The sequence below is a fragment of the Ensifer sp. EB106-05-01-XG146 genome, assembly GCF_058791875.1.
This window is the reverse complement of record NZ_JBYTDX010000001.1, coordinates 204,116-225,625: the sequence shown is the minus strand read 5'-3', so window position 1 is coordinate 225,625 and position 21,510 is coordinate 204,116. Positions and strand designations below refer to the sequence as shown.

21 protein-coding genes are annotated in these 21,510 nt (G+C 63.2%); 8 read left to right on the top strand and 13 right to left on the bottom strand.

Annotated features, from left to right (window positions below; translation table 11 throughout):
• Window positions 1-218 precede the first annotated feature (218 nt).
• On the top strand, window positions 219-527 hold the full coding sequence (locus AC3WVQ_RS01045; protein ID WP_034797078.1) for a chorismate mutase family protein: 309 nt from the start codon (window positions 219-221) through the stop codon (window positions 525-527).
• Window positions 528-559: 32 nt separating this feature from the next.
• Here the strand turns inward: AC3WVQ_RS01045 and AC3WVQ_RS01040 are convergent, their stop codons facing one another.
• Both AC3WVQ_RS01040 and mscL read right to left on the bottom strand, forming a co-directional pair.
• The gene (locus AC3WVQ_RS01040) at window positions 560-1,726 is read right to left on the bottom strand and encodes a pyridoxal phosphate-dependent aminotransferase (RefSeq protein ID WP_090295003.1); all 1,167 of its coding nucleotides are present in this window, start codon (window positions 1,724-1,726) and stop codon (window positions 560-562) included.
• Between the two features lie 205 nt (window positions 1,727-1,931).
• Window positions 1,932-2,360 (bottom strand): large conductance mechanosensitive channel protein MscL, encoded by a 429-nt coding sequence (gene mscL / locus AC3WVQ_RS01035; RefSeq protein ID WP_034797082.1) that lies wholly within the window; start codon window positions 2,358-2,360, stop codon window positions 1,932-1,934.
• A 261-nt stretch (window positions 2,361-2,621) separates the two neighbouring features.
• Here mscL and AC3WVQ_RS01030 point away from each other — a divergent pair, with 261 nt between their 5' ends.
• The gene (locus AC3WVQ_RS01030; RefSeq protein WP_090295005.1) at window positions 2,622-6,125 is read left to right on the top strand and encodes a PAS domain-containing hybrid sensor histidine kinase/response regulator; all 3,504 of its coding nucleotides are present in this window, start codon (window positions 2,622-2,624) and stop codon (window positions 6,123-6,125) included.
• A gap of 62 nt (window positions 6,126-6,187) precedes the next feature.
• Here the strand turns inward: AC3WVQ_RS01030 and AC3WVQ_RS01025 are convergent, their stop codons facing one another.
• Both AC3WVQ_RS01025 and AC3WVQ_RS01020 read right to left on the bottom strand, forming a co-directional pair.
• The gene (locus tag AC3WVQ_RS01025) at window positions 6,188-6,838 is read right to left on the bottom strand and encodes a response regulator (protein WP_034797087.1); all 651 of its coding nucleotides are present in this window, start codon (window positions 6,836-6,838) and stop codon (window positions 6,188-6,190) included.
• Window positions 6,839-6,919: 81 nt separating this feature from the next.
• Entirely contained in the window at window positions 6,920-7,339 is a 420-nt protein-coding gene (locus AC3WVQ_RS01020; RefSeq protein WP_034797089.1) for a hypothetical protein, read from the bottom strand.
• Window positions 7,340-7,508: 169 nt separating this feature from the next.
• Here AC3WVQ_RS01020 and AC3WVQ_RS01015 point away from each other — a divergent pair, with 169 nt between their 5' ends.
• Window positions 7,509-7,856, top strand: a complete 348-nt coding sequence (locus AC3WVQ_RS01015) for a DUF952 domain-containing protein (protein WP_034797103.1) — start codon at window positions 7,509-7,511, stop codon at window positions 7,854-7,856.
• Window positions 7,853-8,938 carry a quinone-dependent dihydroorotate dehydrogenase gene (locus AC3WVQ_RS01010; protein ID WP_060522330.1) on the top strand — a complete coding sequence of 362 codons (1,086 nt, stop codon included), beginning with the start codon at window positions 7,853-7,855 and terminating at the stop codon, window positions 8,936-8,938. Before AC3WVQ_RS01015 ends, AC3WVQ_RS01010 begins: the two co-directional genes overlap by 4 nt.
• Here the strand turns inward: AC3WVQ_RS01010 and AC3WVQ_RS01005 are convergent.
• The 3 genes from AC3WVQ_RS01005 to AC3WVQ_RS00995 form a co-directional block, all read right to left on the bottom strand.
• Window positions 8,914-10,269 carry an MATE family efflux transporter gene (locus AC3WVQ_RS01005; protein WP_090295006.1) on the bottom strand — a complete coding sequence of 452 codons (1,356 nt, stop codon included), beginning with the start codon at window positions 10,267-10,269 and terminating at the stop codon, window positions 8,914-8,916. The two genes, AC3WVQ_RS01010 and AC3WVQ_RS01005, sit on opposite strands and share 25 nt — an antisense overlap.
• Window positions 10,270-10,577: 308 nt before the next feature.
• Window positions 10,578-11,081 carry a CAP domain-containing protein gene (locus tag AC3WVQ_RS01000; RefSeq protein WP_090295008.1) on the bottom strand — a complete coding sequence of 168 codons (504 nt, stop codon included), beginning with the start codon at window positions 11,079-11,081 and terminating at the stop codon, window positions 10,578-10,580.
• A gap of 2 nt (window positions 11,082-11,083) precedes the next feature.
• The gene (locus tag AC3WVQ_RS00995; RefSeq protein ID WP_034797119.1) at window positions 11,084-11,350 is read right to left on the bottom strand and encodes a DUF6460 domain-containing protein; all 267 of its coding nucleotides are present in this window, start codon (window positions 11,348-11,350) and stop codon (window positions 11,084-11,086) included.
• 162 nt (window positions 11,351-11,512) lie between these two features.
• Between AC3WVQ_RS00995 and AC3WVQ_RS00990 the strand changes: the two genes are divergently transcribed.
• Window positions 11,513-12,466, top strand: coding sequence for a class I SAM-dependent methyltransferase (locus AC3WVQ_RS00990; RefSeq protein WP_060607105.1), 954 nt, complete (start codon window positions 11,513-11,515; stop codon window positions 12,464-12,466).
• A gap of 106 nt (window positions 12,467-12,572) precedes the next feature.
• The gene (locus tag AC3WVQ_RS00985) at window positions 12,573-13,208 is read left to right on the top strand and encodes a YitT family protein (protein ID WP_034797123.1); all 636 of its coding nucleotides are present in this window, start codon (window positions 12,573-12,575) and stop codon (window positions 13,206-13,208) included.
• Window positions 13,209-13,304: 96 nt separating this feature from the next.
• On the opposite strand, the gene AC3WVQ_RS00980 is transcribed toward AC3WVQ_RS00985, so the two are convergent.
• From AC3WVQ_RS00980 to AC3WVQ_RS00970, 3 genes are all read right to left on the bottom strand, one after another.
• Window positions 13,305-13,769 carry a carboxymuconolactone decarboxylase family protein gene (locus AC3WVQ_RS00980; RefSeq protein WP_034797125.1) on the bottom strand — a complete coding sequence of 155 codons (465 nt, stop codon included), beginning with the start codon at window positions 13,767-13,769 and terminating at the stop codon, window positions 13,305-13,307.
• A gap of 263 nt (window positions 13,770-14,032) precedes the next feature.
• Window positions 14,033-15,103 carry an IS110 family RNA-guided transposase gene (locus tag AC3WVQ_RS00975; protein WP_192373398.1) on the bottom strand — a complete coding sequence of 357 codons (1,071 nt, stop codon included), beginning with the start codon at window positions 15,101-15,103 and terminating at the stop codon, window positions 14,033-14,035.
• 163 nt (window positions 15,104-15,266) lie between these two features.
• Complete coding sequence (locus AC3WVQ_RS00970) at window positions 15,267-15,770, bottom strand: Rrf2 family transcriptional regulator (protein WP_060522333.1); 504 nt, start codon at window positions 15,768-15,770, stop codon at window positions 15,267-15,269.
• A 107-nt stretch (window positions 15,771-15,877) separates the two neighbouring features.
• Between AC3WVQ_RS00970 and AC3WVQ_RS00965 the strand changes: the two genes are divergently transcribed.
• A complete protein-coding gene (locus tag AC3WVQ_RS00965; protein WP_181432568.1) occupies window positions 15,878-18,424 on the top strand; it encodes a ligase-associated DNA damage response DEXH box helicase in 2,547 nt (848 codons plus the stop codon).
• A 114-nt stretch (window positions 18,425-18,538) separates the two neighbouring features.
• Window positions 18,539-19,264: a ligase-associated DNA damage response endonuclease PdeM gene (gene pdeM / locus AC3WVQ_RS00960; protein WP_060581904.1), complete on the top strand. Its 726-nt coding sequence runs from the start codon at window positions 18,539-18,541 to the stop codon at window positions 19,262-19,264.
• A 51-nt stretch (window positions 19,265-19,315) separates the two neighbouring features.
• Here the strand turns inward: pdeM and AC3WVQ_RS00955 are convergent, their stop codons facing one another.
• The 3 genes from AC3WVQ_RS00955 to AC3WVQ_RS00945 all read right to left on the bottom strand — a co-directional run bounded on the left by AC3WVQ_RS00955 (window position 19,316) and on the right by AC3WVQ_RS00945 (window position 21,392).
• A complete protein-coding gene (locus AC3WVQ_RS00955; RefSeq protein ID WP_034797129.1) occupies window positions 19,316-19,552 on the bottom strand; it encodes an Lrp/AsnC ligand binding domain-containing protein in 237 nt (78 codons plus the stop codon).
• A gap of 113 nt (window positions 19,553-19,665) precedes the next feature.
• Window positions 19,666-20,466, bottom strand: coding sequence for a TIGR02186 family protein (locus AC3WVQ_RS00950; RefSeq protein WP_060522335.1), 801 nt, complete (start codon window positions 20,464-20,466; stop codon window positions 19,666-19,668).
• Window positions 20,466-21,392 (bottom strand): sulfite exporter TauE/SafE family protein, encoded by a 927-nt coding sequence (locus tag AC3WVQ_RS00945; RefSeq protein ID WP_034797131.1) that lies wholly within the window; start codon window positions 21,390-21,392, stop codon window positions 20,466-20,468. Before AC3WVQ_RS00945 ends, AC3WVQ_RS00950 begins: the two co-directional genes overlap by 1 nt.
• Window positions 21,393-21,510 lie beyond the last annotated feature (118 nt).

Here is a 21,510-nt window from a genome sequence, read left to right as displayed (position 1 = left end):
GCAGACGGAGACAGGACCGCACCCTCCTCCCCTGCAAAGCGATCGCCTGCTGAGGTGACCACCTCAAGGGTCGCCGGCTGCGACCCTGTTGCCCCTTCCAAGATAGCTCGCCGTTTGTTAGCAGTGCGCCGCAGAAGCGCCCCGCTTGCTGAGAGCCGAGGGACGCTCGAACATCCTGGGCCCGCGCTTGGCCGCATCCAGGCAATTGGACGAGACAGATGCAGAAAACCCCCGCGCAATGCGAAACCATGGCCGACGTGCGTGCCGAGATCGACCGTCTCGACCAGGCGCTGATGGCGCTGTTTGCCGAGCGCTGGGGCTATATTGACCGCGCGGCCGAGATCAAGGCGCCGCTGAAACTGAAGGCCGACATTCCGGCGCGGGTGATGGAAGTGCGCGAGAATGCCCGCAAGAACGCTGCGCGCGTCAACCTCGATCCTGATTTTTACGAAGACATCTGGGCGCGGCTGATCGGCCACGCGATCGCTCATGAGCAGAAGCTGCTTGGCGAAACCGGCGACGAATAACGTCGCCGCCTCGCTCTTTCAATCTACGGCCGTCAGCGCCCGAGAATGTAACCCTGGAGACGGTCCGCCGCTTCCCTCACATGGTCCGGATCGCGCAGGAAGCAGGCGCGCATGAACAGCGAGCCGCCGTCGCCGAACGCCGTTCCCGGCGCCAGGCCAACGCCGGTCTTGTCGACGATGTCGATCGCCGCCGCGCGCGAATCGGTGACGCCGTCGATCTTCAGGAACGCATAGAGCGCGCCATCGGGTTTGAGCGTTTCCACCCGGTTGGTGGCGATCAACGCGTCGCAGAAGACGTCCCGGTTCTTCGCCGCCTTGGCGACATTGGCATCGACGAAGGCGTCGCCCTCGTCGAGCGCCACGACGGCACCGCGCTGCATGAACTGGGCGACACCCGAGGTCGAGTATTGCACCAGGTTTTCGAGCACCTGGCCGATCGCGGGCGGAGCCACGATCCAGCCGACACGCCACCCGGTCATCGACCAGTTCTTCGAGAAGGAATTGACGAAGAGGATGCGGTCGCCTTCCTCCATCACGTCGAGGAAGGACGGCGCGCGGGCGCCGCCATAATAATAGAGCGCGTAGATCTCATCGGCGATGATCCAGAGCCCCTGCCTGCGCGCCAGCGTCAGGATCGCGGCCAACTCCTCGCGGGTCGCGGTCCAGCCGGTCGGGTTCGACGGCGTGTTGATGAACAGCGCCTTGGTCTTCGGACCGATCGCCGCCTGCAGCCGATCGAGATCGAGTTGCCATTTGCCGTGTTCGAAACGAAGCTCCACCGAGACCGGGCGAACGCCGGAGAGATCGGCGGCGGCGGCAAAGTTCGGCCACGCCGGCGTCAGAAGCACCATCTCGTCGCCGGGCGAGGCGATCGCCTCGATCGAGAGCTTGATCGCCTGCATGCCGGAGCCGACGACGTAGAAATTCTCGGGCGAAAGCGACTTCTGAAAGCGCCTTTGATAGTAGCGCGACAGTGCCTCGCGCAGCGGCGGGATACCGCGCTGCCAGGTGTAGAAGGTCTCGCCGCCGGCAAGCGCATCGCGCGCAACGTCGCTGATGAAGGCAGGCGTCGGCAGGTCGCCTTCTCCGACCCACAGCGGGATCAGGCCATCGCGCCCGCGTGCATAGTTCACCACCTCGACGATGCCGCTTTCAGGTGCCGAAAGCGCACGGGGACTGATGGTGCTGAGGATGGTCATCGGCGGGCTCCGGATGCACGACGTTAAAGGCCGCGGCCTTTAGATCATCGTGAAAGATTCCAATGGACTAGAGCGACATGGACCGCTCCAGCTTGCCCGTTGCTTCTAGCCGCTTTCGCCAAGGCGATCACGCGACTTTATCTGACCGGTTTATCGATTTTTGTGATGTTTCGCGGCCCCGGCGAAGCCAGGGCCGCGAGGAAAATCACGCGCGCTGCTTCAGCAGGTCGCGGATTTCACCGAGAAGCAGAATGTCTTCCGGCGGGGGCGCGGCCGGTGCTTCGTCCTTCTTCTTCTCCATCGAAGCGCGCATGCGATTCACCGCCTTGATCATCAGGAAGATGATCCAGGCAAGGATCAGGAAGTTGATGAGCACGGTGATGAAGTTGCCATAGGCAAAGACGGCACCCTGTTGACGGGCGGCGGCGAGAGACGTCGCCGTCACGTTCGCCGAGAGCGGCAGGAAATAATTGGAGAAATCGAAACCGCCGCCGGTCAGCGCACCGACGATTGGCATCACCAGGTCCTCGACGACCGACGTTACGATCTTGTTGAAGGCGGCGCCGATGATGACACCGACCGCGAGATCCATCACGTTCCCGCGGGCAATAAACTCCTTGAACTCATTCAGCATAAATCTCTCCGTATTATCCCCGTTTGAAAACGGCTGGCGGCGCTGTCCCGCGCTGCAAGCGTTTACGGAAACTAAACCAAAGCGGGCAGCGAGAAAACCTTTCTTTGCCTTTGGTCAATTGGCAGCGGATGGAGCAGGAACGGGAAGGCAGCCTGTGCTGTACACCGATTTCTCGTGTCGAGCCTTGAACTTAAGACTCATGCGGCAGGCAATTCTCAACCCGGCGGACTTGTCCTATGCTCCGCCCTGGAGGAATGAGGCATGCTTTCGGGTTCGGTCATCTTTGCCTCGGCCTTCGCCTATCTGCTGCTGCTGTTTGCAGTGGCTAGCTATGGCGACCGGCGGGCCAGGAGGAACAGCGCTGCGCTGAAGGGCAGACCGCTCGTCTATGCGCTGAGCCTTGCCATCTATTGCACCTCCTGGACCTATTTCGGCGGCATCGGCCTTGCTGCCGAACGCGGACTCGAGTTCACCGGCATCTATATCGGCCCGATCCTGATGTTCACGCTCGGCATGCCGCTGATCCGCAAGATCATCCGCCTTGCCAAAACCGAGAAGCTGACCTCCGTCGCCGACTTCATCGCCGCCCGCTACGGCAAGAACCCGGCGGTGGCCGCCATCGTCGCGCTGATCTCGCTGGTCGGCGCCATTCCCTATATCGCGCTGCAGCTGAAGGCGATTTCGAGCTCGGTCGCAGCGATGATCAACACCAGCGACTACGGCATCGGCGCCGGGCAGAGCTACGTCGATCTTCCCCTGCTCGTCACATTGTTTCTCGCCTGCTTCGCCATCGTCTTCGGCACGCGCCATACGGACGCAACGGAGCATCAGGACGGCCTGATCCTTGCGATCGCGATGGAATCGCTGGTCAAGCTGGTGGCACTCGTCACCGCCGGCTTCTACATCGTCTTCGTCATCTTCAACGGACCGGCTCACCTGTGGTCGCTGGCGGCAGAGAGCCCCGCCGTGCAGTCGGCGCTCTCCTACGAGACCCCTATCGCCCGTTGGGTGCTGTTGATCGTCACGTCGGCTTTCGCGATCATCATGCTGCCCAGGCAGTTCCACGTGACGGTCGTCGAGAACCGCACCGAAGGCGAGCTTCGCACCGCGGGCATCCTCTTTCCACTCTACCTGATCGGCATCAATCTCTTCGTGCTGCCGATCGCGATAGCCGGCATCCTCACCTTTTCCGGTTCCGGCGACGCGGATCTCTACCTGCTGACCTTGCCGCTCGCCAACGGCCTGCCGGTGCTGACGCTGATCACCTTCATCGGCGGTTTTTCGGCAGCGACCGCGATGGTGATCGTCGCATCCGTGGCACTGTCGATCATGATCTCCAACGATATCGTCATGCCGGTGTTCCTGCGCCGCAACCTCAGCCAGCGCGGCGGCTTGCAGGAAAACCTCGCGGGAACGCTGCTCAACATTCGCCGTTCGGCGATCTTCGTGGTGTTGTTGCTCGGCTATGGCTACTACCGCTCCGCCGATATCAGCGCCGGCCTCGCCTCGCTCGGCCTTCTGTCTTTCGTCGCCATCTCGCAGATGGCGCCAGCGCTGCTCGGCGGCCTCATCTGGCGACAGGCGAATGCCCGCGGCGCGATCACCGGCATGGTCTCGGGCTTCCTCGTCTGGGCCTATCTGCTCTTCCTGCCGAGCCTCGGCGGACCCGACAATTCCCATGTGGCGACGACGATCTTAAGCTTCCTGTTGCCGTTCACCGACCTCTTCTCCGGCCCCAACGCCGACCCGCTGGTCAACGCGACGGCGCTCAGCCTGCTCGTCAACTGCGCCACCTATGTTCTCGGATCGCTGACCCGCACACCGAAGCCGATCGAACGCTTCCAGGCCGGCGTGTTCATCACCCGGCGGTCGCGAACCGAAGGCGCCTTTCGCGGCCGCAAGACCAAGGTCACGGTGCGCGACCTCAAGGCGACGATCGCCCGTTACATGGGTGCTGAGCGCATGCAGCGCTCGTTCCATACGTACGAGCGCCAGACCGGCCGCTGGCTGGACGACAATGCGCCAGCCGACATGGCCGTGGTGCATTTCTCCGAGCAACTGCTCGGCAGCGCCATCGGCTCGTCCTCCGCCCGGCTGGTGCTTTCCCTGGCGCTGCAGCGCGGCGACGACACATCGTCCGAGACGGCCTGGCTGCTCGACCAGGCGAGTGAGGCGCTGCAATACAATCAGGATATGCTGCAGACTGCGCTCTCGCAGATGGACCAGGGCATCGCCGTCTTCGACAACGCCAACAACCTGATCATCTGGAACCGGCGCTTCCGCCAGCTTCTCGACCTGCCGGAGGCAGCCGGCCAGGTCGGCTTCCCGCTTGCCGATATCGTCTCGATCCTCACCAAGCGCGGCGATATTCGCAAGGATCAGGAAAAGGGGCTGGTCGCCAACTTCCTGACGCTAGACAAACCCTTCCTGCTCGAACTGGGCAACGGCGAGCGCATCATCGAAGTGCGCACCAACGCCATGCCCGACAAAGGCATCGTCACCACCTATACCGACATCACCCAGCGCGTCGCCGCCGACATGGCGCTGAAGCAGGCGAACGAGACACTGGAACTGCGCGTGGCCGAGCGCACCGGCGAATTGACCCGGGTGAACCGGGAGCTCGCCGAGGCGCGCGCGGCCGCGGAAGAGGCCAATATCGGCAAGACGCGGTTCTTCGCCGCCGCCGGCCACGATATCCTGCAGCCGCTGAACGCCGCCCGCCTCTATTCCTCGTCGCTCGTCGAGCGGCTCGGCGAGTCCGACAACAGCACGCTGGTCGAAAACATCGATTCCTCGCTGGAATCGGTCGAGGCCATCCTTGGTGCCGTGCTCGACATATCGCGCCTCGACACCGGCGCCATGAAGGCGCGGATACAGTCCGTTCCGCTCAACGAGCTGCTCAGAAGGATCGAGACGGATTTCGCCCCGATGGCGCGGGCCAAGGATCTCGAACTCATTATCATGCCGACATCGCTCGTCGTGCGCAGCGATCCGAACCTGCTGCGCCGCGTCGTCCAGAACCTGGTCTCCAACGCGATCAAATACACCCTGGCCGGCAAGGTGCTCGTCGGGGTGCGCAGACATGGCGCCATGGCGACGATCGAGGTGCTCGATTCCGGCATCGGCATTCCCCAGTCGAAGTTCCGCACCGTCTTCAAGGAATTCGCCCGGCTCGACGAAGGCGCCCGTACGGCGTCCGGTCTTGGGCTCGGCCTTTCGATCGTCGACCGCATCTCGCGCGTGCTCAACCATCCCGTCAGCCTGCAATCGACGCCCGGCAAGGGCACGGGCTTCAAGGTGACCCTGCCACTTGATGCCAGCGCCGGCGAACGGGTCGCTGTCCGTCCGGTGCCACAGAGCAAGGCAAGCGAGGCGCTGAACGGCCTGCGGGTGCTTTGCATCGACAACGAACCGCGGATCCTCGAGGGTATGCGGGTGCTGCTGTCAGGTTGGGGCTGTATCGTCAGTACGGCGGAATCGCTTTCTGCCTGTTCAGATTTCGGCGTGGAGCCCGGCGAGAAGCCACACGCCGTCATCGCCGATTATCACCTCGACGACGGGACCGGCATCGAGGCGGTCGCCCGCATTCGGGCATCGACCGGCGAAGCGACGCCGGCGCTGCTCGTGACGGCCGACCGCTCGCCGGAAGTGCGCGCCGCGGCCGAACGCGACGGCATCGCGATCCAGAACAAGCCGGTGCGCCCGGCGGCGATGCGCGCCTGGCTGACGCAACTTTCGACGGCGGCACGAACGGCTGCGGAATGAACGGCTCCCACGTTGTGGGGCCGCCTGGGACGAGAGAAATCACAAAGCCAAGGCCGGCCGCATCAGGCGGCGGCGACGGTGCCGATCTTCGAAAGCTGGATGACCGCTTGGGTGCGGCTGTCGACATTGAGCTTTAGCAGGATCGCCGAGACATGCGCCTTGATCGTCGCCTCGGAGACGCCGAGTTCGTAGGCGATCTGCTTGTTGAGCAGGCCCTCGCCGAGCATACTGAGCACGCGGGACTGTTGCGGCGTCAAGGTCTGCAGGCGCTGGAGCAGATCGGCGACCTCGGGTTCGTATTCCTGAGCCTGGTCGTAGCCCGCGGGAACGAAGACCTCGCCGGCCATCACCTTCTCGATCCCCTCGCGGATTTCCTCGATGCCGGCCGATTTCGAAAGAAAGCCGGACGCGCCGAGATCGAGCGCGCGATGGATCGTCGCCGGGTCGTCATGGGCGGAAACCACCATGACCGGCAGGCTCGGAAATTCGGCGCGAAGTGCGATCAGACCGGAAAGCCCGCTGACGCCGGGCATGGTCAGGTCGAGCAGCATGAGATCGGCGTCAGGGTTGTCGGCCGCCGCCTTGCGCGCGGCTGCGAAATCGCCGGCCTCGACGATGGCGGGCGCGCCGTCCACGCCGCTCAGTGCCTGGCGCATTGCGCCCCGAAACAGCGGATGGTCGTCCGCGATGATGATGGTCATGTCCGGTGTCATGCTGCTCCCTCCCAAGAGCCCGGGCTGAAATCTGCACGCCCCCACGCGCCGATCCGCATCCCGCATGGCCGATCCGGAAACTCAGGTCTTCTGCGGCTCCTGAGCGGGGTCGCTGCCTTCGAGATCCTTCACGATATCCATGAACCTACGCATCATTCTTTCCATGATGCCCATTGCCCGGTCAATCTCTTCCTCAGCCGGAAGGTCCTGTTTTGCGACACTTTCACCGGCTTTGGCCGCCTTTTCCAAAGCATCGACCCGCTTCGTCAGGAGGTCCAACTCCTGTTCAAAAGCGGCCCGCTCGTCGGCGGCCATGCGGCACACCAACTGGCCGTCCTTCTCCTGGCAGAGCGATACCTCGCCGGTCTGGGTATCGAGCCGGGCGATACCGGTGTCGGACTTCTGCATGCTGTAGCGTCCGGGGGACGGATCCTGCGCGCTGGCGCCGCCGGCCAGAGCCAATCCGGTACCGAACAGAAGTATGGCAGCAGCGTTTTTCATGACATCTTCTCCGTTACGATCCTTGTCGGAACATCACATGTGCGCGAACGAGAAGAGCGAAATCGGTCTTCACCGCCGATTATGCGCGAATCGTCGTCCTTCTGCGATGGACAATCGCCGATATTTACGGCAAGGCCACGACAGAAGATTACGGGGACAGACGGGCACCATGAGTTCCATCATCTACAAAATCGTTCCGGCATTGCTGTGGCAGGAAGCCAAGCGCAGCGGGCGCTTCGACGGCGCGCCGGTCGATCTCGCCGACGGTTACGTCCATTTTTCGACCGGTGAACAGGTGGTCGAGACGGCAGCGCGCTACTTCGAGGGACAGGAAGGCCTGCTTCTGGTCGCCGTCGACGGCGACGCACTTGGCGAAGAGCTGGTCTATGAACCCTCGCGCGGCGGCGCCCTCTTCCCACATCTCTATGCCCCCCTCTTCCTGTCGGCCGTTCTCTGGGAAAAGCCCCTGCCGCTCGGCGCCGACGGCGCGCATATCTTCCCGGAACTTGATGCATGAACCCGCTGACCAGCCTTGCCCGCCGCGGCCTTTTCCTCTTCGATCCGGAGGCCGCGCACGGCCTTTCGATCAAGGCGCTGAAGACCGGGCTCGTACCGAACTGTCCCGCCAGGGCCGACAAGCGGCTTGCGCAGACAGTCGCTGGCATCGTTTTTCCGAACCCGATCGGCATGGCGGCCGGCTACGACAAGAATGCAGAGGTGCCGGAAGCACTTCTGAAGATCGGCTTCGGTTTCACCGAGATCGGCACCGTCACGCCGAAGCCGCAGGCAGGCAACGACAAGCCGCGCATTTTCCGCCTGGTCGAGGACGAAGCGGTGATCAATCGCCTCGGCTTCAACAATGAAGGCCATGGCGCAGCGCTGGCGCGGCTGAAGGCCTGTTCGCGCGATGCGCTGATCGGCGTCAATATCGGCGCCAACAAGGACAGCGCCGACCGCATCGCCGACTATGTCAGCGGCATCCATACGTTCTACTCGGTCGCCCGCTATTTCACCGCCAACATCTCCTCGCCGAACACGCCGGGTCTGCGCGACCTGCAGGCGCGCGAAAGTCTCGCCGCCCTGTTGTCGGCGGTGCTTGCCGCGCGTGACGAAGAGGCGCTGCGCAGCAATCGCCGTGTTCCCGTCTTCCTGAAGATCGCGCCCGATCTCACCGAAGAAGGCATGGACGATATCGCTGCCGAAGTGCTGGCACACAATCTCGACGGCCTGATCGTCTCCAACACGACGCTTTCGCGCGACGGCCTCAAGGATCAGGCCCAAGCGAAGGAGTCCGGTGGCCTCTCGGGCAAGCCACTGTTTGAAAAGTCGACGGCGGTGCTTGCCCGCATGCGCAAGCGTGTCGGCCCGAAGCTGCCGATCATCGGCGTTGGCGGCGTCAGCTCGGCCGAAACCGCGGCCGAAAAGATCCGCGCCGGCGCCGATCTGGTTCAGCTCTATTCCTGCATGGTCTATGAGGGCCCTGCCCTGCCGGGCCGCATCGTACGTGGCCTCTCGGATCTCTGTGAGCGCGAGCGTCTCACCTCGATCCGCGATATCCGCGACAGCCGTCTCGACTACTGGGCCGGCAGGAACGTCTGACGCGCCTTCATCGGGATCCGCGACAAGAGGAACAGCCCGCGCATCAACAGGAACAGGTTGAGCCCCGCCCACAGGCCATGATTGCCGAAGGCGGGGACCAGCACAGCGAGCGCTGCGGCATAACCGACAAAGGCCGCCAGCATCATGTTGCGCATCTCGCGCGACCAGGTGGCGCCGATGAAGACGCCGTCCATCAGGAAGGCGAGCGCGCCGGTCATCGCCGTCACTGCCGCCCAGGGCAGATATTCGTAAGCCGCCGCGCGAACATCCGGGGCCGTCGTCAGAAGATCGATGAGCCTGCCGCCGAACAGCAGGAAGGCAACGGTCGTCACCAGTGCAAGCCCCAGCGACCAGGCGGCCGTCAGCCGCAGCGCACGGTCGAAGGCCGGGCGGTAACGGGCGCCGATCGAGCGGCCGATGAGCTGTTCCGCCGCATTGGCAAGGCCGTCGAGATAGTAGCCGGCAACGAGGAAGATCGTCATTAGCACCGCATTGGCGGCAAGCGTCACAGGCCCGAAGGCGGTGCCGATGCGGGTCATCAGCGTGAAGGCGGCCAGCAGCAGGAACGAGCGGATCATGATGTCGCGGTTGAGGCCGAAGAGCGGCTTCAGCCGTTCGCGATCGAAGATCTCGGCCCAGCTTGGCGCATCCTTGCGGTCGAAGCGTCCACAGACGATGGCAAAGCCGACGAGCGCGCCGATCACCTCTCCGGTAACGGTTGCGAGCGCCACTCCCATCACACCCCAGCCGAACACCAGGCCGAGCAGGATCGACAGCACGATGTTGATGCCGTTGATCAGCGTCTGCAGCATCAGCCCGATGGTGCCTTCGCCGCGGCCGAGCACGAAGCCAAGGATGGCGTAATTGGCAAGCGCCGCCGGTGCCGAAAGGATGCGACAGAGAAAATAGGTGCTGGTGACATCAGCCACCTCCGGCTCCGGTCCCATCAGCCAGAGGCCACCGGACAAAAGCACCGGCGAAACGAGCAGGCTGACCGTGCCGCAAACGAGCGCAATGATCAGCGATCGCCAAAACACCGCCTGCTGCTCGCGCCGGTCGCCGCGGCCATAGGCCTGGGCAACCAGACCCGTGGTCGCTGCCCGCAGGAAGTTGAAGCTGGTGAAGATCAGGTCGAACAGGATGGCGCCGACGGCAAGGCCCGCCAGCAAGGTTGCCTGCCCCATGCGGCCGACAACGGCGGTATCGACGAGGCCTAGCAAGGGCGTAGTCAGAAAGCCGAGCGTCATCGGCAACGCGATCGCCAGGATCAGCCGATGGGTGACATGGAACGGGCCGGCAGCGTCGCTCGGCGAGGCGGAAGAGGCGGTCATCGAACGGTCCGGGCGTGGTAGGTGAGAGATGACCGTTTTAGGGAATGAGCATGGGGGGATGCAAGCGCGTCGTGCAGCTCGGCGAAAACGTCCCAATGCGGCAAGAGCCCTTCACCCTAGCCCTCTCCCCCGCAAGCGGGGAGAGGGACGTGGCGAACGCAACGTCACCCCCGGCATCGATCGAAGGAAAGTCCGGATATCAGTCACAGTGGATTGGAAGGGCGCGGCAAGCCTCCTACTCCCCGCCTGCGGGGAGATTGTCCGGGCAGGGGGATGAGGGGCGCAGTTCCATACGAATGCGGACGCTATCAGCCCGAAAGTACCATCGCCCAGAACGGACGGTTGCCGGAGGCTGCGTTCTGCGCGACGGCAACGCCCAGGCCACGGTAATTGCCGAGCATGTTTTCGAGATGCTTGGGCGACCTGTACCAGGCGTCGTAGGCGCGTTCGGCATCGTCCTGGCCCACGGCGATGTTTTCGGCGGCCGGAAGCGTCACGCCCTGGCCCTTCATGCGGTCGTAGAAACTGTCGTTCCAGCCGATCAGGTGCTGCATCTTGCCGGCCTTGGCCATGCGCGCCGCCTGGTTCATCGCAGCGACGGACGCCGCATGGTCGGCGACGAGCTCGGTCAGGCCCTTACCCTTGCGCAGCTTGTTGACATAACCGAGGCTCGCTGCGGTCTGGTCGCTGCCGGTGCCGCTTTCGGGCATCAGCACCTTGGACGTCGTGCAGCCGGCAAGTGCGCTGAGCGAGAGGATGGCGGTCGCACGCAGCAGGCCGCGGCGTTCGATCAGAAGAAGGCGGTCCTGCATCGTCAACGCCGAAAGTTCAGGACGCGCAGGATGACGAAGGCCGGCACAACGATCACGGCGCCGAGCAGCAGATAGTCGCCGACCCGACCAAGCGCTGCAAAGCCGGTGTACCAGAGGTCGAGCAGGAAGTTGCGGACGGCGAAGTAGATATCGGTCGGATACCAACCGAACATCCTCATCACGAAGCCGACGAGGATCGACACCACGATGAGCTTGACCAGCACACGCAGCGGCGAGTCACCCAAGAATCTGTTCATTCCGTCCGACATCAGCGAACTTCTCCTGTTTGTCTTCACATAAGCCGCGATCGGCAACGTCGCAAGTCACCGGCCCCGGCGGGCACGGCCCGCGCTTCCGATCGCGCCAGATTCCGCTTGTATTTTGCGGCATCCGGCGTCAGAAGCGCTAATCGCAACCAACATCTCACATTGATGACGCTCAACCAGCTCTCCTCCGGCGACCTGATCGCCGACCGCCGCGCCGACTACGCAAAAATGCTTGCCGAGGGCGGCGAGCCCGCAAGTGCGGCCGAACTCATGGCGCAAGCGCTGGAACAGGCACCCAACTGGGCAGCCGGCTGGTTTCGGCTCGCGGACTATGAAGAAAAATCTGGCCGGAAAGAGGCGGCGATCGAAGCGCTGAGGAAAACGCTGGCGCTCAGCCCCCAGGATATCTTCGGCGCCGGCCTCAAACTGGCTCTGCTTGGCGCTGCGGCCATGCCCGAACAGCCCCCGAGCCTCTATGTCGAGCGCCTCTTCGACGACTATGCCGATCGCTTCGACAAGGCCCTGGTGGAAAAGCTCGGCTACACCGTGCCGCAGAAGCTCGCAGCCCTCATTCAAAGTCATATCGGGCAAAGCCACACGGGAGGCCTCATCTTCGAGCATGTGACGGATCTCGGCTGCGGCACCGGCCTCTTCGGCGAGCGCATCCGGGATCAGGCACAGTTCCTCGAAGGTTTCGACATCTCCATCAATATGCTCGCCAAGGCCGAGGCGAAATCCACCTACGATCGGCTGGCGCGCGCCGATCTCTCTCTTTCGCCGGAGGTTTCCGGCATCTTCGGCAACTTCGCCACCGCCCGAGCCGATCTCGTCAGCGCCGCCGACGTTCTCATGTATCTCGGCAATCTCGACAGTGTCTTCGACATCACCACGCGCCTGCTCGCCCCTCAGGGCCATTTTGCGTTCTCGGTGGAGGACGCCGGCGATGGGGAGGAGTTCCTGCTGCGGCCGTCGCTGCGCTACGCTCACAGCGAGACCTATGTCCGCGGCCTCTGCGCAACGCATGGACTGGAGCTTGTGGCCATGGAGCACACGGTCATCCGCATGGATGCGGGAGAGCCAGTCTTCGGCATCCTGTTCCTGGCGCGCAAGCCTGCATAAAACGCAAGGCAGAGTCGCAAAAATAGGTCAGCATAACTGACATATTTTTCTTGATTGTTGTTGTGCATTGCAGCATTGCTCAAGCCATCGCAATCGAGGATTTGCCATGGCCCAGATCAGCAGCGTTTTCGGTCTCTGGAACACCAGCCCGACCCGGCACTCCGCCGTCGAGGACCTGCAAGGCATCTTTACCGGCAGCCTGATTGCGGCGCTCGGCCTCTATTTCCTCGCAAGCGCCGGCCTTTTGACCGGCAGCACGGCGGGCGTCGCCTTCCTTTTGCACTATGCTTTCGGCATCAATTTCGGCCTCGCCTTCTTCCTGCTCAACCTGCCGTTCTTCTATCTTTCGCTGAAGCGGCTGGGCCCGGCCTTCACGGTCAAAACCTTCATCGCCATCGGCGTGACCTCGTTCCTGACAGACATCCAGTCGCGCCTCTTCCAGATCGGCACGATCCAGCCAGCCTGGGCGGCCCTGCTCGGCGGACTTCTGCTCGGCTACGGCCTGCTTGCGCTCTACCGCCACCGCGCCAGCCTCGGCGGCGTCGGTATTCTCGGCATCTATCTGCAGGAGCGCTTCGGCATTCGCGCCGGCCTCGTGCAGCTTGCGATCGACATGGTCGTGCTCGTCTTCGCCTTCGGCGTGACTTCGCCCACCGTCGTTGCCTGGTCGGTGCTCGGTGCTGTCGTCTTGAACCTGTTCGTGGCCATCAACCACCGCGCCGATCGTTACATCGCGCTCTAGAACGCCGTACGTTCATCTGAACGCGGATGCTCTAGGATGCAGAGCAGCTAGCCCCGAAGCGGACCTCGGGGCTAGCTGGAGGTTCCTCACGCGATATCAGGCGGCCTTGACCGGCTGATCGACCGGATGCTGCGAGCGCAGGCCGACAGCGACACGGTTCCAGACATTGATGACGCCGATCGCCATGGTGATCTTGGTGATTTCAGCCTCGCTGAAGTGCGCGCGCAGCGGCTCGAAATCCGCGTCGGGTGCGCCGGTCTGGGCAAGGTTGGTCAGCGATTCCGTCCAAGCGAGCACGGCGCGCTCACGCGCGTCATAGATCGGCGATTCCCGCCAGGCGCAGATCAGGTGAATCCACTGCTCGCTCATACCGGTGTGGCGCGCCTCTTTCACATGCATGTCGATGCAATAGGCGCAGCCGTTGATCTGCGAGGCGCGCAGCTTGATCAAGTGGATCAGCCGCGGCTCCAGGCCGGATTCCTTGACGATGTAGCTGTCGAAGGCGGCCGCGGCCTTGTAGGCATCGGGAGCGGCTTGAACGAAGTTGAAACGCGGCTGCATGGACTTCTCCAATGAAAGAACGCAAGGGGCAGAACGCCTTGAGTTGGCGGCTTTCCTTGGGTTCGGTTTTGTTCTGACCGGCCTTTTTTGCCGATCGGCTCAATGGTCTTCGTTCCGCTGGACAGGGCCGTCCTTCGGTTCTGAACCATTCTCCAATGCGTGACCTGATGGCTTGGCTTCGGTCACAGAGTGGCGTTCGGCTCCCGGCTTCCCATTCTCCTTGAGGAGCGCAGCCCGGCACTGCTAGGCTCGCTAGAAAGTCATCAGGACAGTCGGGATTTCATTGACGCGCCTTCCGTGATGATGCTTTCGCCGCGCGGCTCGTAAGCGCGCTGGTCGCGCAGGATCTGGAAGGCGATCGTCAAAAGCTTGCGCGCCATCGCCACACGCGCCTTGTTGGTTCCTCTGATCTTCAGGTGCTCATATTGGGCGCGAAGCTGTGGATCGCTGGCGATCGCCGGGGTGACCGCTTCGACAAAAGCCCAGCGCAGCCACTTGTTGCCCTGCTTGATGATCTTGCCGTGATAGGTCTTGCCGCCGCTCGAATAGGTCGAGGGCACCAGCCCGGCATAGGCGGCCAGCTTCTTCGGGTTGCGGAACCGCGCTATGTCATCGATCTCCGCGTCGATCAGACGGGCGAAGAACTCGCCGATGCCGGGGATCGTCTTCAACAGCCTCACGTTGGGATTGGCCTTGGTCATCGCCCGGATCGTCGCTTCCGACTGCTTGATCCGCTCATCGATGTCGCCAATGAAAGCGAGGCCACGGTCGATCTGGATGCGGTCGATCTCAGAGACGTTGACCTGCGAAAGCTGAATGCGGCCGGCCTTACCAAACAGATCGCCGAGCGTCTTCAATTGCGCCGTCTGCTCCGGATAGCGATCAAACACCGTGACGATGCGGTTCTTCGTCATCGTGCGCAGCCGCACGTAGAACATCCGCTCCCGCAGGGCGACACGCAGGTCCCGCGACCGCTCGCTTGGCGCCCAGGCTTCCGGCACCAGGTCGGCGCGCAGCAAATGCGCCAGCACGGTCGCATCGATCTTGTCGGTCTTGATCTTGGCGTCGGCGATCGCCTTGACCTTCAACGGGTGGGCGAGAACGACATCATCACAAATGTCGTCGAGCCAGTCGTAGATAACCATCCAGTTGCGCGTCGCCTCGACAACCGCATGGCTGTTTTCGCGGTACCGCTCGAGAAACCCGCCGAGCGACTGGCGATCGTTCTTCACCCGGCCGGAGCGCAGCGTCTTGCCGCTGCTGTCCTGCACCACCAGATGGCTATAGGATTTGTGGTAATCAACGCCGATATGGTAATCATAGGACGCAGTCATGCTTCCAACTCCCGTGTTGAGATCTCCAAAACCCCAACAGGATAAGCCGAAAGGCCGGAAGCGTGGCTGTCCCTCAATCATCACCTGCATCTCAGTGATCCGTTCTCTCAGCGGACGCGGTCTCTTTCATGCCACCTCCTTGGGCTTAACGGGTTGATGGGGGTCAGGCGCTGGCGGACGATTTGCGCTCGTTGATCGCCAGAAAGGCTTCGGTTCGCGCCCATACGCTGCCGTCATCCTTCGCGTTGAGATCATCCAGGATGCTGGCGATGGTCACGCGCCTGAGTTCGGTGCGGTAGGCCTGCTCGGCTCTCAGCATCGCAACATTGATGGTGCAGGGCGCGGTCGGCTTGCAGGCATAGGGATTGGGACCGCGCAGCCGGATCTCGTTGCACCGGAACGCCGGCTCCGGGCCTTCGACCGCAAGCACGATATCGAGCAAGGTAATCTTCTCCGGCGTCTTCGCGAGCCGGTAACCGCCCTTAGGACCCGGAACTGCCTCCAGCAGTCCGGCACCGGACATCGCCTGCAGGTGCTTCAAGAGATAGCTCGTAGAGACGCCATGGAACTCGGCAAGAGCGGCCGCCGACAGGGTGCTGCCGGGCTGAAGACAGCTCAGCATCGTCACGCTGTGAATGGCCTGCTCGACCCCGTCACCGAGTTTCATGGGCGGCTCCTTAATCGTGGATAATTTTTATCTATGATTAGACCGCGAGTCAATGCCTGTGATTGCACCATCGGACAGGCTTCTCTTTTGGCGGATTTGATCTACCTTTGTTCTCCGTGAACAGGATCGATTCCAGAGAGCCGCAGGGCGATGCCCTGACCCTGCCCGCTCCCTTTCTGCGCTGGTTCGGCGAGAAGGGCTGGCGGCCGCGTGCGCACCAGCTGGAGCTGCTCGCCCGCGCCGAGGCCGGGGAAAGCACGCTGCTGATCGCGCCGACCGGCGCTGGCAAGACGCTCGCCGGCTTCCTGCCTTCGCTGGTCGATCTCACCCGGCGCGGCAAGATCCCGCCGGGCGCAGCCTTCGTCGGCATCCACACGCTCTACATCTCGCCTCTGAAGGCGCTCGCCGTCGATATCGAGCGCAACCTGATGAAACCGGTCGGCGAAATGGGACTGCCTGTGCGCGTCGAAAACCGTACGGGCGATACGCCGACCGCCAAGCGTCAGCGACAAAAACTCAATCCGCCCGACATTCTGCTGACGACGCCGGAGCAACTCGCGCTGCTGCTCGCCAACGGCGAGGCGCAACGCTTCTTCAAGGACCTGCGCTACGTCGTCTTTGACGAGCTGCATTCGCTCGTCACCTCCAAACGCGGCCATCTTCTCTCCCTCGGTCTGGCGCGGCTGCGCCGGCTGGCGCCCGGCCTGCAGACGATCGGCCTTTCGGCAACGGTCGCTGACCCGATGGATCTGCAGCGTTGGCTGGCGCCGCAAGAGCCGGACGCGCACAACCATGCCGGTCTCGTCCAGGTCCAGGGCGGGGCCAAGCCGCAGATCTCCATTCTGAAGACCGAGGAGCATGTGCCTTGGGCCGGGCACTCGGCACGCTACGCCATCGCCGATGTCTACGAAGCGATCAAGGAGCACGGCACCACCCTGCTCTTCGTCAACACCCGCAGCCAGGCGGAGCTGCTCTTCCAGGAGCTCTGGACGATCAACGACGACAACCTGCCGATCGCGCTGCATCACGGTTCGCTCGACGTCGCCCAGCGCCGCAAAGTCGAGGCGGCGATGGCCGAGAACCGCCTTCGGGCGGTCGTTGCGACCTCGACGCTCGACCTCGGCATCGACTGGGGCGATATCGATCTCGTCGTGCATGTGGGCGCACCGAAGGGCGCGAGTCGCCTTGCCCAGCGCATCGGCCGCGCCAACCACCGCATGGACGAACCGTCGAAGGCGATCCTGGTGCCGGCCAACCGCTTCGAGGTGATGGAATGCCAGGCCGCACTCGACGCCAACTATATCGGCGCGCAGGACACGCCACCCGTCGGCAAAGGCGCTCTCGACGTGCTCGCCCAGCACGTGCTCGGCATGGCTTGCGCCGCGCCTTTCGATCCGCTCGCATTGTTCGATGAAATCACCACCGCCTCGCCTTATGCGACGCTCGCCTGGGAGACCTTCGAGCGCGTCATCGATTTCGTTGCGACCGGCGGCTATGCGCTGAAGACCTACGAGCGCTATGCCCGCATCCGCAAGACCAAGGACGGGCTCTATCGCGTCTCCAATCCGCTGGTGGCGCAACAGTACCGGCTGAACGTCGGCACCATCGTCGAATCGCCGATGCTCAACGTGCGTTTGGTCAAGCGCAACGCGCGCGGCTCGCTTGGCCGCGGCGGCATGCCGCTCGGCAAGGTCGAAGAGTATTTTCTCGAAATGCTCTCGCAGGGCGACACCTTCATGTTCTCCGGCAAGGTGCTGCGTTTCGAGGGCATCCGCGAAAACGAGTGCCTGGTCAGCCAGGCCTTTACCTTCGATCCCAAGGTGCCGAGCTATGCTGGCGGCAAGTTTCCGCTGTCGACCTATCTCGCCGAGCAGGTCCGCAGGATGCTTGCCGATCCAGCGCGCCGGGCAGCGCTGCCGGAACAGGTGCGCGACTGGCTGTCCTTGCAGAAGGACGTCTCGATGCTGCCGCGCGAGGACGAGCTTCTGATCGAGACCTTTCCGCGCGGCAGCCGCCATTACATGGTCATCTATGCCTTCGAAGGGCGGTTGGCGCACCAGACGCTCGGCATGCTGCTTACCCGCCGGCTCGATCGCGCCGGGCTGAAACCGCTCGGTTTCGTCGCCACCGATTACTCGCTGGCGGTCTGGGCGCTCGACGACCTCGGGGCCACCTTCGAGCTCAGGCGCGGCGCGCTTGCCGATCTCTTCGACGAGGACATGCTCGGCGACGACCTCGAAGCCTGGCTCAACGAATCCTTCCTGCTCAAACGGACCTTCCGCAACTGCGCCGTCATCGCCGGCCTCATCGACCAGCGCCATCCCGGCAAGGAAAAGACCGGCCGGCAGGTGACGGTCTCGGCAGACCTCATTTACGACGTATTGCACGCGCACGAGCCGGATCACCTGCTGCTCGAAGCGACCCGCAACGATGCGGCGACGGGGCTTTTGGACATCGCCCGCCTCGGGGATATGCTGAAGCGAATCAAGGGCCACATCACGCATCGACGGCTCGACCGGATCTCGCCGCTGGCGGTGCCCGTCATGTTGGAGATCGGCAAGGAAATGGTCCAGGGCGAAGCGCAGGACTTCCTGCTGTCGGAAGCCGCCGACGACCTGATCCACGAGGCGATGGGCGGTCTGGATGTGGATTGATAGGAAAATGGTTTCGAGAATGAGCAGTCTGTCGATGTCGGCGGGTTACCCCCCTCTGGCCTGCCGGCCAGAGGGGGGTATTATCCTCGCAACACAATGTGCGAGACCGTGACCATGCATCGCCTCGCCCACGCCCTCTCGGCCCAGACGACTGCCCCCCTCCTCCATGCCCAGACAATCGTCAACGGCGTCATCGCGATCTGCGATCCGCTCGGTAGCCTCTACCTGCCGGAGACGGGCACGCTGGTCGTCTCCGACCTGCATCTGGAGAAAGGCTCCGCCTTTGCCCGCCGCGGCATGCTTTTGCCGCCTTACGATACGCTGGCGACGCTGCGCGTGCTTGAAGCGGCGATCGCGCGGCACGACCCGAAGTTCGTCATCAGCCTCGGCGACAACTTCCATGACCGCGTCGGTTCGGCGGCAATGCCCGATGATTTCCGGCACATGATTGCCGCCATGGCGCATGGGCGCGAATGGGTCTGGATCAACGGCAACCACGACCCGGACGGTGCTTTCGGCCTGCCGGGCGCCTCGATGGACGAACTCGGCCATGCGGGCCTGACCTTCCGGCACGAGCCGAAGCGCGGCGATGCCGTCGGCGAGATCGCCGGGCACCTGCATCCGGCTGCAACGGTGGTAAGACGGGAAAGAGCGGTGCGCCGCGCTTGCTTTGCGACCGATGGCACGCGCATGCTGATGCCGGCTTTCGGGGTCACCACTGGCGGGCTCGATCTCAGGCACCGGGCGATGACCGGCCTCTTCGACCGCAGCAAGCTTGTCGCCCATATGCTCGGGCGCGACCGGATCTATTCGGTTCGCTTTGCCAATCTCATCGCCTGAAGAGGGCGGGGAAAACGGCGCGGCTCTCCCGCGCCGGGGATCCGCCGGTAATCAGAAGGCGTTGAAGGTCAGCGTCGTCAGCGAGCGCGAGATGCCCGGCACCGTGGCAATGTTGTCGTTGATGAACTTGCCGATGTCCTGGCCTTCTTCGATATAGACCTTGATGATCAGGTCGTAATCGCCGCTCGTCGAATACATCTCCGAAACGATCTCCTTGCGGTAGATCTCGTCGGCAACCTCGTAGGTCTTGCCGGGAGCGCACTGCAACTGGACAAAAATCGGTTTCATCGAGCTTCCTCTGTTTTTTATTTGCCATGGCATGCGCTGATGAAACGCATTCGGCATGCCTTTCCATAGCGCTCCGGCGCGCAAAAGGAAACGTCGGCGAAGATCGCCCGTCACTATTCCTTGCGGAAGATCACGCTGGCGCCCCAGCCGGTGATGACGGCGAGCAGCACGGCCATGAGGCCATAGAGCAGCGGCTGCTGGTGTGCCGCCTGGGTGATGAACTGTTCCAGGCCGGTCTTGACGACACGCAGCGGCAGCGCCTTGGCGGCGACGAAGACGCCGTCACGGAAGAGATAGGCGCGAACCACATGCACGCCGTTCGGCACGTTGGCCGGCAAGCGCACCGAGGCCTTGAAGAGGCTGGAGCTGATGAACTGCACGCCGCCGGGATCGCGCTCGTAGACGCCGCTGGTCTCGCGGATGCGGCGGAAGGCGTTGCGGAATTCGCCGAGATTGCTGCCGTCACCCACGAAGCCGAGCGGCACCAGCCGCATGTGGTCGACGCCGATGCCCATGTTGCCCATCTCGCCGGGCGGCGCGATCGTCTCGATATCGCGCGTCGACGACAGCGAATAGGATTCAGGCACCAGCTCGAAGGTCATGGAGCTGGTGTTCACCCAGATGCCGAAGACGCGCTCCTTCTTACGCACCGTCGCGTTGTCCTTGGGCCCTTCGAGGCTGACGACGATGTTGTAGCGCCCCTGGGCCAGCAGGCCCTGATCGAAGCCGTCGACGGCGCCGAAGATCGTCAGGTCGGCGCCGCGGAAATCGGAAGTGATGGCGATCTCGTCGGTGGAGATGCCGATCTCCAGCTTCTCGGTGAAGTCGGCATTCTCGTCCTGGATGGCTGCCTGCGCCGGGGCGGCGAAAGCCAGAACAAGGAGAGCGAGAGCTGTGCGGGCGAGGCGGATCATCAGAAACCGAACCCCGCGGATACGACCGAATAGACGTCCTTCGGCGGAATGATGAGCTCGATTGCCAGACGGATGCCGACGGCAAGAACAAGCAAGGCCAGCAATGCGCGCAGCTGTTCGCCGCGCAGCTTCTGGCCGACGCGTACGCCGTATTGGGCACCGATGACACCGGCGATCATCAGTACGAAGGCGAGCACGATATCGACGGTGTAGTTGGTCGAAGCCTGGACGATGACCGTGTAGGCCGAAACGAAGATGATCTGGAACAGCGACGTGCCGACGACGACGTTGGTCGGGATGCGCAGGAGATAGATCATCGCCGGCACCATGATGAAGCCGCCGCCGACACCCATGACCGAGGTCAGGATGCCGATGCAGAAGCCGAGGGCGACAACCGGGATGACGCTCAGGTAGATCTTCGATTTCTTGAAGCGCATCTTCAAGGGCAGGCCATGCACCCAGTTGTGCTGGCCAGGGCGACGCAAGGTCGTCTGCTGGTTCTTGGCCGCCTTGCGCATGGCGACGACGCTCTCCCAAAGCATCAGGCCGCCAACGGTGCCGAGCAGCACGACGTAAAGCAGCGAGATCACCAGGTCGAGCTGGCCGAGGCGACGCAGCAGCGAGAACAGCCAGACGCCGACGGTCGCGCCGGCAAGACCACCGCATAAGAGCACCGTGCCGAGCTTGATGTCGATCGTGCCACGCCGGAAATGCGTGATCGCCCCCGAAATCGACGAGGCCACCACCTGGTTGGCACCGGTCGCTACCGCTACGACGGGAGGAATATTGTAGAAGATCAGGAGCGGGGTGATCAGGAACCCGCCACCGACGCCGAACATGCCGGACAGAAAGCCGACTGCGGCGCCCATACCGAGAATGATGAGTATGTTCACCGACAACTCTGCGATGGGCAGATAAATCGACACGCCGGGACCTCGATATGCCAACGGCCCGCGATGCGGGCGAACCAGTCAGTGTGGCAATCAAATCACCACGATTGAGGGAATATTCGAAGGGCCGGCACCTCTCCCGAGGGCGAGGCGG

What these genes read in the sequence shown, in the direction of transcription:
- AC3WVQ_RS01045 (WP_034797078.1), top strand. Translation starts at nt 219, where the DNA reads ATGCAGAAAACCCCCGCGCAATGCGAAACCATGGCCGACGTGCGTGCC.
- AC3WVQ_RS00995 (WP_034797119.1), bottom strand. Translation starts at nt 11,350, where the DNA reads ATGTCGGACGGAATGAACAGATTCTTGGGTGACTCGCCGCTGCGTGTG.
- AC3WVQ_RS00975 (WP_192373398.1), bottom strand. Translation starts at nt 15,103, where the DNA reads ATGACTGCGTCCTATGATTACCATATCGGCGTTGATTACCACAAATCC.
- AC3WVQ_RS01000 (WP_090295008.1), bottom strand. Translation starts at nt 11,081, where the DNA reads ATGCAGGACCGCCTTCTTCTGATCGAACGCCGCGGCCTGCTGCGTGCG.
- AC3WVQ_RS01020 (WP_034797089.1), bottom strand. Translation starts at nt 7,339, where the DNA reads ATGAAAAACGCTGCTGCCATACTTCTGTTCGGTACCGGATTGGCTCTG.
- AC3WVQ_RS00980 (WP_034797125.1), bottom strand. Translation starts at nt 13,769, where the DNA reads ATGCAGCCGCGTTTCAACTTCGTTCAAGCCGCTCCCGATGCCTACAAG.
- AC3WVQ_RS01030 (WP_090295005.1), top strand. Translation starts at nt 2,622, where the DNA reads ATGCTTTCGGGTTCGGTCATCTTTGCCTCGGCCTTCGCCTATCTGCTG.
- AC3WVQ_RS00955 (WP_034797129.1), bottom strand. Translation starts at nt 19,552, where the DNA reads ATGAAACCGATTTTTGTCCAGTTGCAGTGCGCTCCCGGCAAGACCTAC.
- AC3WVQ_RS01025 (WP_034797087.1), bottom strand. Translation starts at nt 6,838, where the DNA reads ATGACACCGGACATGACCATCATCATCGCGGACGACCATCCGCTGTTT.
- AC3WVQ_RS01010 (WP_060522330.1), top strand. Translation starts at nt 7,853, where the DNA reads ATGAACCCGCTGACCAGCCTTGCCCGCCGCGGCCTTTTCCTCTTCGAT.
- mscL (WP_034797082.1), bottom strand. Translation starts at nt 2,360, where the DNA reads ATGCTGAATGAGTTCAAGGAGTTTATTGCCCGCGGGAACGTGATGGAT.
- AC3WVQ_RS01040 (WP_090295003.1), bottom strand. Translation starts at nt 1,726, where the DNA reads ATGACCATCCTCAGCACCATCAGTCCCCGTGCGCTTTCGGCACCTGAA.
- pdeM (WP_060581904.1), top strand. Translation starts at nt 18,539, where the DNA reads ATGCATCGCCTCGCCCACGCCCTCTCGGCCCAGACGACTGCCCCCCTC.
- AC3WVQ_RS01005 (WP_090295006.1), bottom strand. Translation starts at nt 10,269, where the DNA reads ATGACCGCCTCTTCCGCCTCGCCGAGCGACGCTGCCGGCCCGTTCCAT.
- AC3WVQ_RS00990 (WP_060607105.1), top strand. Translation starts at nt 11,513, where the DNA reads ATGACGCTCAACCAGCTCTCCTCCGGCGACCTGATCGCCGACCGCCGC.
- AC3WVQ_RS00950 (WP_060522335.1), bottom strand. Translation starts at nt 20,466, where the DNA reads ATGATCCGCCTCGCCCGCACAGCTCTCGCTCTCCTTGTTCTGGCTTTC.
- AC3WVQ_RS01015 (WP_034797103.1), top strand. Translation starts at nt 7,509, where the DNA reads ATGAGTTCCATCATCTACAAAATCGTTCCGGCATTGCTGTGGCAGGAA.
- AC3WVQ_RS00985 (WP_034797123.1), top strand. Translation starts at nt 12,573, where the DNA reads ATGGCCCAGATCAGCAGCGTTTTCGGTCTCTGGAACACCAGCCCGACC.
- AC3WVQ_RS00970 (WP_060522333.1), bottom strand. Translation starts at nt 15,770, where the DNA reads ATGAAACTCGGTGACGGGGTCGAGCAGGCCATTCACAGCGTGACGATG.